This window comes from Runella sp. (assembly GCF_027484545.1).
Classification (GTDB): Bacteria; Bacteroidota; Bacteroidia; order Cytophagales; family Spirosomataceae; genus Runella.
Window position 1 is genome coordinate 54,906 of the sequence record NZ_JAIXST010000322.1, and the last position, 9,497, is coordinate 64,402.

A 9,497-nucleotide genomic window follows, 5' to 3' on the forward strand; every position below is an offset into this window, starting at 1 on the left:
CATTTTAAAGAAATGTCAGAAATAGCACAAGGCGGTGGTGGCGGACACGGTGATAAGAAAGTCCGCAGTAAGAAAGCCTCAACGCGTGTAGATATGACCCCGATGGTGGACTTGGGCTTCCTGCTCATTACGTTCTTCATCTTGGCCACAACGCTTAGCAAGCCCTCGTCCATGTCATTGGCCGTACCTGATAAGCAAACAGAAAAGCAAGAAACAGAGCCTTTAAAAGCATCCAAAGTACTGACTTTGTTTTTAGGTAAAGACAATACAGTATGGGCGCTTGACCGGCTCGCAGCAGATGACGACAAAGCTAAAACAGACCTAAAGAAAGTTGCTTACGGTCCTGATTTGCGCACTCTTATTTTTCAATCGCAGGCACAGGTCGATCGCGAACATGGAAAAGACGAGAAAGGTTTAAGTCAGTTTGTGTGCGTCATTAAACCTTTAAATACCAGTACCTACAAAAATGTTGTAGATGTACTTGATGAAATGACGGTAACCAAAAGTAAACGATACGCGCTGGTAGATGCGCTCACAACCAGCGAGAAAGAACTTTTAGGTGATAAAGCGAATTAACGTAATCAAATTAACCAAACGCAATGGCTGAAACTAAAGCATCCGCGATGACGCTCGATGACATAGTATTCGAGAATCGCAATAAAGCGTATGGTGCGTATGACCTGAGAAAATCCTATCGCCCAACGCTTACCAAATCCATGCTGATTGGTGGTGCGCTGTTTCTATTAGCGATGCTTTCTCCGGCCCTCATCAGTCTGATTCCTTCGCAAGAGCAGGAATTGAACATGTCCGAAGTGGACTTGATGAAACTACCGCCACCGCCGATTGACCCTAACGAACCACCGCCGCCGCCGCCACCACCAGTGGAGCTGCCTAAAGTGGCCACCATCAAATTCCTTCCTCCCGAAGTGAAGAAAGATGAAGAAGTACCTGAAGAAACTCCTCCACCGGTTGTGGAAGAATTGGAGAAAGCAGTTGTGGCTGACAAAACTCAGGAAGGTGATGAAAATGCTCAGGAAGCAATCATCGCTCCGGAAGAAACCGCTCCTGTAAAGGAAGAGGTGAAAGTTGTGGAAGCAGCCCCTGTGGAAGAACAAATTTTCCAAGTGGTGGAGCAAAACCCCGAATTCCCGGGTGGTTTAGGAGCATTAGGACAGTATTTAGGTAAAAATATCAAATACCCTGCTGCTGCTTCGCGTGCCAACGTATCTGGTAAAGTGTTCTTAACATTTGTTGTTAATACGGACGGAAGTATTCAAGACGTATCTGTGCTTAAAGGTCTTGGCTTTGGCTGTGACGAAGAAGCTCTCCGGGTTGTGAAAGGTATGCCAAAATGGAAGCCGGGTAAACAATCAGGACGTAACGTTCGTGTAAAATATAATTTACCAGTTAGCTTCGTGTTGGAGTAGTTAATGTATGAAGCGTAAACCACTTCACCAGCAAATATCGGCTACGCTTTCGATGGCCATTGGGCTGGCATATTTAGGAGGAGGCCTCTTTTTAGTGGCCTCCTCCGCTACTTTTGGGATGTTACCTTCCGGGTTAATCAGATACCTGTTTGGAGGGATGCTGATTGTATATGGCGGATATAGACTTTATCGTGGGTATAATCATTACAAAAGTGAAAATGAGTAAATCCATCTTTTTTTACTTACTTGTAATTGTTTTAGGCAGTTTATCCTCGTGCAAAAGACCTGAAGATTCAACGTCACATGGAAAGATAACCATTACGGCCGACGAATCACTGCAACCGATGGTGGAACAGTTATGCCAAGCCTATGAAGCTATCCACCCTGAAACAAGTTTCAAGGTACTTTACCGTCCCGAACAACAAGCTACCGCGGCTGTACTCAAAGACAGTTCGCGTTTGGCTTTTATTACCCGAGAACTCACCTCTGACGAACAGAGAATGCTTACTTCAAAAGGGATTAGATATAATCCGCAATACATTGCCACCGATGGAGTGGCATTGCTTACTAATCGGACCAATATAGATAGTCTAATAACATTAGAAGAATTGTCGAGCGTTTTTAAAGGGAAAACCAGAAACTGGAATCAATTAAAAAACGGGAATAAAAATAATGACATTGTATTAGTATTTGACAATGCGAACTCAAGTAATCTAAATTTTATAATGAAAAAATTTGGCCTGACTGACGTCAAAGGATTGAATATTTTTTCAGCAGGTTCAAACAAAAAAGTAATAGAGTATGTACGTGAGAATCCCAATGCCTTAGGGTTTATTGGGGTAAACTGGATTAGCGATGGAGACGTGCCACTTACTGCAGAATTATCAAAAGGTTTGCGTGTAATGGGGGTTTCTGAAAAAGCGAACCCGACTAAAGAAGATTATTATCAGCCCTTCCAGCGAGATTTAAAATATAAGACATATCCACTCCATCGCAAAGTTTATGTCATTAACCGAGAGATGCACGCAGGGTTGGGGAGTGGAATGGTCAATTATATCATGCGGGATGTGGGAAGTTTAATTATCGAAAAATGTGGTCTTTGGCCCACAAAACCATTTAATCGGGAAGTAATTATAAAGAAAGACATATAATTTTTTTCGGTTAAGAGACAATTTCATAGTTTTGTTTCCCGTTTTTGAGTCACTAAATTTTTTCTAATATCACCCCACATTTTCAACCTACTGAAAGATGAACATCAGATTCAAATCGTGGTTGGTAGCGTTTGCCGCAAGTGCGTTCGTTTACAGTCAGGCTTTTGCCCAGGACATTGCCACAGGTTTAAAACAACTGGAAGGTAACCAAGCATGTTTGGCTAAAGAAACCTTCGAAAAGTTAGCAACTGCCACACCCACTGCCGACAATCAATTTTATTTGGGCTATTTCTATCTTCGCACCAAGCAGGCAGATCTTGCCAAAGCTGCTTTTGAAAAAGGCTTTGCGGCCGACCCTAAAAACCCTCTCAGTAAAGTAGGGATGGGAGCAGTAGCTCTGGCGAAAGGTGATCGTACCGGCGCGCAAACTATTTTTGCCGAAGTTCTTAAATCCACTAAGAATAAGAATTTGGATGTATTACAACGTATCAGTGAAGCTTATACGGGTTACGTAGTAATAGATTCAATGAAACCCATTTATAAGACAACTGATCCTGCTCAGGCAATTGCGTTGGCTGATATAGCTATTGCACTTATGCTGAAAGGCGGTGCTAAAAATCAGGAAGTCTATATGTCCAAAGGGGATGCATTTTACATTAAAGGAGAAGCCGGTCCTGCGGTCTCTGCTTATGAGGATGCCATTAATGCCAATCCAAGTTTGGGTAAAGCTTTTGCGAAAATTGCAAAAATTTATTGGGGCGGTCGTAACTATGAATTGGCACAGACCAATTTTAAAAAAGCAATTGAAGTAGACCCAGAGTATAGTCCCGCTAATAAAGAATATGCTGAGCTATATTTTTACGTTCGTCAGTATAAGCAGGCTTCAAAATACATGGATGCTTACATAGAGAAAATTGGAGCGTGTGCATCAGATGACGAAGTGCTTCGAAGTGCTCAATTTAACTTCGTAGCTGAGGAGTTTGCAAAAGTAAACACCAAAATCGCGAAGGTAATGAGCAGTGGCCGTACAAGCGATGTATTGTTTCGGATGCAGGGATGGGCTGCTTACAAAGAAAATCAGTACCCAAAGGCAATTGAAAACTTGAAGAAGTTTTTACAGGCAGCTCCACAAAAGGCAATTGACAATGACTATCGTTATTTAGGAAACTCAATGTTGCGTATTTCTCCCGTTGATACTGCCTCTGCCATTGCTAATTTAGAAAAAGCTGCCGAAATTGATACAGTTGATAACGGTTATAAAGAAATTGCCGCATTCTATAATTCTGCTAAAGACTACGAAAAAGCAATCGTTTATTATGACAAAGTAATCAAACGGGAAAAAAATCCAACAATGCAGGATTACGTAAATCTTTCGTTGCCAATTTACAACGTGGCTAACCGGCTTTTTCCTTCTGGAGCAGATTCATTAGCTATGCGCCAGAAAAAGCGTGACTACTTCATGAGAACTGATGAGTTATACAAAAAGATGATTGAACGGAAAGCAGATTATCTCTATGCACACGGTCAAAGAGCCAAAGCAAACTATTATGCTTACACACGTGAAGAAGCTATGGCAAACGGAATAGCAATTCCTCTCATGGAAAATTATGTTAAAATGGCTGAAGCTGCTCCAATGGATGACGCTATAAAAGCAAACTTGAAGACCTTCTACCAAATCCTTGGTGCTTATAGCGTTATCACTTTGAAAGACGATACGAAAGCCAAAGAATGGTTTCAGAAATTATTAGGAATTGACCCGAGTAACAAAGTAGCGGATGATTTTTTGAACCCTAAACCAGAAGCTCCTGCGCCTGCTCAACCTGCGCCTAAAACACCGGCAAAGACTCCTGCAAAGCCCCCTGTGAAGAAAACAAGTTAGTGGTTGATAGTTGTTTGATAATAAAAAAGCCTCCCGTTTTCAATGACGGGAGGCTTTTTTGTGGCGTTTTAGAAACTAAAGAGCCAATTGCTGCCTACTGAAATACTGATGCAATACGAGGTGGTATTTGTCGCTGAATTGCTCATAACACCAAGCTTTAAGCTGTTTAACTTCTTCGGGCAACAACACCTTTAGCGCTTTGCGCAATTCTTTCTCAAACAGTTTTTTGTCAAAACTAACTTTCACAAGCACAGTCTTGAAAAATTCCAACATAGTTGCCATAATAATTACGGGATTTTAAAGAACGCGTAAGAGGATGGGGACTTTACAAAATTAACGTAATAGATTAAGGATTATATGCTAAGAGTCTGTTAATTTTGCATTAAATATAACGATGAAAAATCACAATAGATATATACTTTTTTTGATTTTTTTTTGCACTATAACTGCACTCAAAGCGCAAGTTGCTCAAAACCCTTTTTCTATTGAGTTCAGCGGCACACAAATCACCCTTCAAGAGCCATTTACAGTCTCGGTCAAAGTAACCGGACTTGAGCAGGTTCCACTCATTTTTTTTCCAGATAATATAAAAAACTTCCAAAAACGAGAAAGTTCACGTTCAAGCCTTACCAGTAAAGTAGGAGGAACAACCGTAGTAAGCTATACGATTTCACAGAATTACTATCCAACCAAAACAGGAACGTTTAATACCGGCCCACTTGAAATTCTTGTCAATAAACAGGTACTTCGTTCTGAAGGGACTTCTATAACGGTAGAAAAGGCAACAGAATTAGTTGAAGAATCCGAAACAGTTACAGAGTTAACTCCTGAATTGCAAAATGAGGCCAACGAAGGGGCATTTTTAGCTGTCAGTGTCAGTAAAAGGCGGGTGTACGTAGAGGAAGGATTTAATTTAAGGCTATCGTTGCTAGTATCGGAAAACAATGCCACAGAAATGGACTTTTATGAGGTAGAAAAACAATTGGAACAACTATTGAAAGTCCTTAAACCGGCCAATTGTTGGGAAGAAAGTTTCGGGATACAGGAAATCCCCGCTATCCCTATTACAATCGGAGGGAAAAGTTTTACCGAATACCGTATTTACCAAGCTTCCTTTTTCCCGCTGAATAACCAGTCAATTCAGATTCCTGCTGTGAAATTGACTATGAAAGTAATGCCAAAAATGGAACAAGAAACGGCAAGCGTAACACTGCAAACATTTATTTCCAAACCTTTAACTATTACCGTGGTTGACCTTCCCCCTCATCCGCTTCGCAACCAGGTACTGGTTGGAAATTTTCGATTGGAAGAAAAAATCAGCAACAATCAACTGGAGACAGGTAAAAGCTACCGTTATGACTTCAAGATTATAGGGGAAGGAAATATTCAATCCATTCGGGAACCGACATTTACAAATAATGCTTTATTTGATGTATATCCTCCTGATATTGAAAACAATGTATTGCGACAGAAAAGTCGAATAGGTGGTGACAAAACATTCAGATACCAAATTATCCCTAAACAAAATGGGAGTTTTGTGTTAGACAACATGATTTTCTGGGTGTATTTCAACCCTCAAAAGCAAATGTATGATACATTGCACTCAACGTTAAAACTTACTATAAAAGGCGAAAATATAAGGAGTACACAATTGGCTTTGTCGGAGTCAGAATCAGTCTATACGGGTATAGAACATTGGGATACCACTAAATTAGTTATTGATTATCAAACGATTATTCGCAACATTGCCAATGTTTTAGTCATCATCATGTTGGTCGGAATGATTTTTATTTTTAAGAAGTAATGAGCAGTACTTACGGAAAAATTTTCAAAATCGCTACTTTCGGCGAATCACACGGAGCTGCCATAGGGGTAGTGGTGGACGGCTGCCCTGCTGGGGTAGCTTTTGATTTAGATTTTATTCAACAGGAATTGGATCGTCGCAAACCCGGGCAGTCGCGCATCACGACCCAGCGCAAAGAAGCCGATAGCGTACAGGTATTATCGGGGGTTTTTGAAGATAAAACAACCGGAACTCCTATCGCTATGGTCATTTGGAACGAAGACCAACGAAGTAAAGATTATTCGCATATTGCCCAACAATATCGTCCCTCACACGCTGATTATACCTATCAAGTCAAATACGGCGTACGCGATTACCGAGGCGGTGGGCGCAGTTCTGCCCGCGAAACCGCGGCTCGTGTGGCGGCAGGAGCATTGGCAAAATTGGTACTGAAAGAGGTAGGGGTAACTATACAGGCGTATGTCTCGCAAGTCGGGAAGTTAAAATTGCAAAAAGAATACCAAGAACTTGACCTGTCACTGACAGATTCAAATGCCGTTCGTTGCCCTGACCCCGACATGGCCTCCGAGATGTTTGACTACATCGATGATATTCGTAAACAGGGCGACTCCATTGGCGGTGTTGTGAGTTGTGTCGTCACAGGCACGCCCGTAGGATGGGGAGAACCTGTTTTTGATAAACTCCATGCGGAGTTAGGCAAAGCCATGCTAAGTATTAATGCTGTTAAAGGTTTTGAATACGGAAGTGGATTTGCAGGCGTAGAACTTCAGGGCTCTGCACATAACGATGCTTTCTTTACTGATGAAACAGGTCATGTCAGAACACGTACCAATCATTCAGGTGGGATTCAGGGAGGTATTTCAAATGGAGAAGATATTTTCTTTCGCGTAGCCTTTAAGCCCGTTGCCACTATTATGCAAGGTCAGGAAAGCGTAAACCAAGAAGGAGAAACAATAACGGTACAGGGCAAAGGAAGACACGACCCATGTGTGTTGCCACGAGCTGTACCCATTGTGGAAGCAATGGCGGCATTGGTTTTAGTTGATTTCTATTTGCGTGATAGGACTATTCGGCAGGCGTAATTTGATTTTAGCCTTATTTTTTATTAAATTTGTTGTTTAATAAACATATTTTGCGCTATGAAATTTATTGTATCGTCGTCGGTTTTACTAAAGCAGCTTTCGGCTATAAACGGCGTCGTTTCTACCAACCCAATTGTACCTATCCTTGAGAATTTTCTGTTTCAATTAGATAGCAACCAGCTTACTGTTACGGCTTCTGATTTGCAAACAGTAATGATTACTGAGCTGCAAGTGGAGTCTGCTGATAAAGGAGCGATCGCGATTCCTGCTAAACTACTTTTAGATACGTTACGCGGTTTACCTGAGCAGCCCATTGCCCTCAAAGTGGATGGCGAAACTTTCGGAATAGAAATTGTGTCGGACAATGGCCGCTATAAACTTTCGGGAGAGAACCCTATTGACTTTCCAAAAATCCCGTCTGTCAATCGGGCCTTTTCGGTAGAGTTATCTTCTATTGCTTTATCACACGCAATTGCCAATACGATTTTTGCGACCAGCACCGACGAACTTCGTCCGGCTATGACGGGCGTGTTTCTACAATTAGGAGCAGACCACGCAACTTTTGTCGCGACAGATGGCCACCGATTGATTCGTTATCGCCGTTTTGACGTGAAGTCAGCTGTCGATACAACGATGATTATTCCTCGTAAAGCATTGAATTTGCTGAAAGCTTGTTTACCTTCTGAAAGCGTTCTGGTAAAAGCGGAATTCAGTCAGGCAAATGCGTTTTTTAGTTTTGCCAATATCAAAATGGTATGTCGGTTGATAGATGAGCGTTTTCCTGATTACGAAAATGCCATTCCAACCAACAATCCCAATGTTCTTACCATCAGTCGTGGTGAAATCTTAAATTCGCTTCGCCGAATTTCGATTTATTCTAACCGTACGACTCACCAAATCCGTCTTAAATTGACGCCTCCTAACGAATTGGTCATTTCGGCCGAGGATTTAGATTATTCTAATGAAGCCAATGAGCGTTTGCTTTGTGAATACAACGGCGATGAAATGGAGATTGGATTTAATGCGAAGTTTTTAATAGAAATGCTCAATAATGTAAATTCAAATACGCTTTCATTTGAGTTATCAGCTCCTAATCGTGCCGGATTGGTAGTGCCACTCGATAAGGAAAGCGACGAAGATATTTTGATGCTCGTCATGCCGGTAATGTTGAATACCTACGCTTAAATTTGGAGTGAGTTGTCAGAAGTGAGTAGTGATGAATATAGGTAGGATGAATAAGCAAAAAAGATTATTAATGCCGAGTCTCTCGGCATTTTTTTTGACCATACTCCCTTTTTTAACAAGCTCGGGCATTGGAGTATGGATGATTCAAAACGAGGTCCTGATAAAAGGTTTTGGAATTAAAGAATGGACAGTCGTGTGCTTAGTTTGCGCTGTGGCCTGTGCCTTGGCATTAATTCCTCCTACTTTACTTGCTTTTGGATTTGGTTATTTTTTGGGATGGCAAGCTGTTATTCCTTTGATTTTGCTCAACCTTACCGCCATTTCAATCGTTTATTTCATTGTAAATCAGCTGGATAAAGTCGGCCTGCTAAATTATTTATCCCAATTCCCACGAGTTGCTTCCTTCTTAAATCGCATCCATGCCGACGAAATCCGCTTTGTGTTCTTTACTAAATTATCGCCCGTTTTGCCTTTTGCCCTTACCAATTTAGTATTTTCCTTAATGGGGATACGTTTTAAAAACATTATTCTTGGAGGCTTTTTGGGAATGATACCGCGTACTGTTTTGGCCGTTTGGGTGGGAAAAGAAGCAGAGCAGATAAGTAAATTGGTTCAGAATCCTAACGAGAGCATTACGAGTAGAGTTGTGATTTTAGTTTTAGTGGTAGCATCGGGGATAGGGCTTGTGAAGTTATTGGCAAAGCCGAAGGATTAGGTCTTATTCTTACTCAAAAAACCCACCAATTGCGTTTGCATCTCCATGAGTATTTGCATCCATTTCTCATCGCGTTGGCGCAGTTGGCGGTTTTCTTCTTTCAAAAACTTTTTATCGGTTTTGAGTTCTTGCATAATTAGGAATTAAAGTTAAATAAGTTGAACGTTTACATTTTGTAACTTTGTACTATGAAAACGTTTTATAATTCTGAAACAGAGCAATTAATGCAATTGCATTTTAGTCGTTTATCCGAA

At 41.2% G+C, this 9,497-nt stretch carries 11 protein-coding genes; 9 read left to right on the forward strand and 2 right to left on the reverse strand.

What is annotated here, in order from left to right; translation table 11 throughout:
• The first annotated feature begins 12 nt into the window (after positions 1-12).
• The 5 genes from Q0081_RS28855 (at position 13) to Q0081_RS28875 (ending at position 4,457) form a co-directional block, all read left to right on the forward strand.
• Positions 13-576: a biopolymer transporter ExbD gene (locus tag Q0081_RS28855; protein WP_298361637.1), complete on the forward strand. Its 564-nt coding sequence runs from the start codon at positions 13-15 to the stop codon at positions 574-576.
• Positions 577-599: 23 nt separating this feature from the next.
• The gene (locus Q0081_RS28860) at positions 600-1,427 is read left to right on the forward strand and encodes an energy transducer TonB (protein ID WP_298361639.1); all 828 of its coding nucleotides are present in this window, start codon (positions 600-602) and stop codon (positions 1,425-1,427) included.
• A gap of 7 nt (positions 1,428-1,434) precedes the next feature.
• Complete coding sequence (locus tag Q0081_RS28865) at positions 1,435-1,653, forward strand: hypothetical protein (protein ID WP_298361641.1); 219 nt, start codon at positions 1,435-1,437, stop codon at positions 1,651-1,653.
• Positions 1,646-2,578, forward strand: a complete 933-nt coding sequence (locus Q0081_RS28870; protein WP_298361644.1) for a PstS family phosphate ABC transporter substrate-binding protein — start codon at positions 1,646-1,648, stop codon at positions 2,576-2,578. The genes Q0081_RS28865 and Q0081_RS28870 overlap by 8 nt, the downstream gene beginning before the upstream one ends.
• Before the next feature lie 97 nt (positions 2,579-2,675).
• Positions 2,676-4,457: a lipopolysaccharide assembly protein LapB gene (locus Q0081_RS28875; protein ID WP_298361646.1), complete on the forward strand. Its 1,782-nt coding sequence runs from the start codon at positions 2,676-2,678 to the stop codon at positions 4,455-4,457.
• Between the two features lie 75 nt (positions 4,458-4,532).
• Here Q0081_RS28875 and Q0081_RS28880 read toward each other — a convergent pair whose 3' ends face one another.
• Positions 4,533-4,739, reverse strand: coding sequence for a hypothetical protein (locus Q0081_RS28880; protein WP_298361649.1), 207 nt, complete (start codon positions 4,737-4,739; stop codon positions 4,533-4,535).
• A 112-nt stretch (positions 4,740-4,851) separates the two neighbouring features.
• Between Q0081_RS28880 and Q0081_RS28885 the strand changes: the two genes are divergently transcribed.
• From Q0081_RS28885 to Q0081_RS28900, 4 genes are all read left to right on the forward strand, one after another.
• Positions 4,852-6,261, forward strand: coding sequence for a BatD family protein (locus Q0081_RS28885; RefSeq protein ID WP_298361652.1), 1,410 nt, complete (start codon positions 4,852-4,854; stop codon positions 6,259-6,261).
• The gene (gene aroC, locus Q0081_RS28890; RefSeq protein ID WP_298361655.1) at positions 6,261-7,343 is read left to right on the forward strand and encodes a chorismate synthase; all 1,083 of its coding nucleotides are present in this window, start codon (positions 6,261-6,263) and stop codon (positions 7,341-7,343) included. Before Q0081_RS28885 ends, aroC begins: the two co-directional genes overlap by 1 nt.
• Before the next feature lie 57 nt (positions 7,344-7,400).
• Positions 7,401-8,528 (forward strand): DNA polymerase III subunit beta, encoded by a 1,128-nt coding sequence (gene dnaN, locus Q0081_RS28895; protein WP_298361657.1) that lies wholly within the window; start codon positions 7,401-7,403, stop codon positions 8,526-8,528.
• 70 nt (positions 8,529-8,598) lie between these two features.
• Positions 8,599-9,243 (forward strand): TVP38/TMEM64 family protein, encoded by a 645-nt coding sequence (locus Q0081_RS28900; protein ID WP_298361660.1) that lies wholly within the window; start codon positions 8,599-8,601, stop codon positions 9,241-9,243.
• Here Q0081_RS28900 and Q0081_RS28905 read toward each other — a convergent pair.
• On the reverse strand, positions 9,240-9,377 hold the full coding sequence (locus Q0081_RS28905; protein WP_298361662.1) for a hypothetical protein: 138 nt from the start codon (positions 9,375-9,377) through the stop codon (positions 9,240-9,242). The genes Q0081_RS28900 and Q0081_RS28905 overlap by 4 nt on opposite strands.
• Positions 9,378-9,497 lie beyond the last annotated feature (120 nt).

Bases quoted from the DNA above. Each gene is read 5' to 3' on its own strand.
- Q0081_RS28905 (WP_298361662.1), bottom strand. From the start codon at position 9,377: ATGCAAGAACTCAAAACCGATAAAAAGTTTTTGAAAGAAGAAAACCGC.
- Q0081_RS28875 (WP_298361646.1), top strand. From the start codon at position 2,676: ATGAACATCAGATTCAAATCGTGGTTGGTAGCGTTTGCCGCAAGTGCG.
- dnaN (WP_298361657.1), top strand. From the start codon at position 7,401: ATGAAATTTATTGTATCGTCGTCGGTTTTACTAAAGCAGCTTTCGGCT.
- Q0081_RS28880 (WP_298361649.1), bottom strand. From the start codon at position 4,739: ATGGCAACTATGTTGGAATTTTTCAAGACTGTGCTTGTGAAAGTTAGT.
- aroC (WP_298361655.1), top strand. From the start codon at position 6,261: ATGAGCAGTACTTACGGAAAAATTTTCAAAATCGCTACTTTCGGCGAA.
- Q0081_RS28900 (WP_298361660.1), top strand. From the start codon at position 8,599: ATGCCGAGTCTCTCGGCATTTTTTTTGACCATACTCCCTTTTTTAACA.
- Q0081_RS28865 (WP_298361641.1), top strand. From the start codon at position 1,435: ATGAAGCGTAAACCACTTCACCAGCAAATATCGGCTACGCTTTCGATG.
- Q0081_RS28870 (WP_298361644.1), top strand. From the start codon at position 1,646: ATGAGTAAATCCATCTTTTTTTACTTACTTGTAATTGTTTTAGGCAGT.
- Q0081_RS28860 (WP_298361639.1), top strand. From the start codon at position 600: ATGGCTGAAACTAAAGCATCCGCGATGACGCTCGATGACATAGTATTC.
- Q0081_RS28885 (WP_298361652.1), top strand. From the start codon at position 4,852: ATGAAAAATCACAATAGATATATACTTTTTTTGATTTTTTTTTGCACT.
- Q0081_RS28855 (WP_298361637.1), top strand. From the start codon at position 13: ATGTCAGAAATAGCACAAGGCGGTGGTGGCGGACACGGTGATAAGAAA.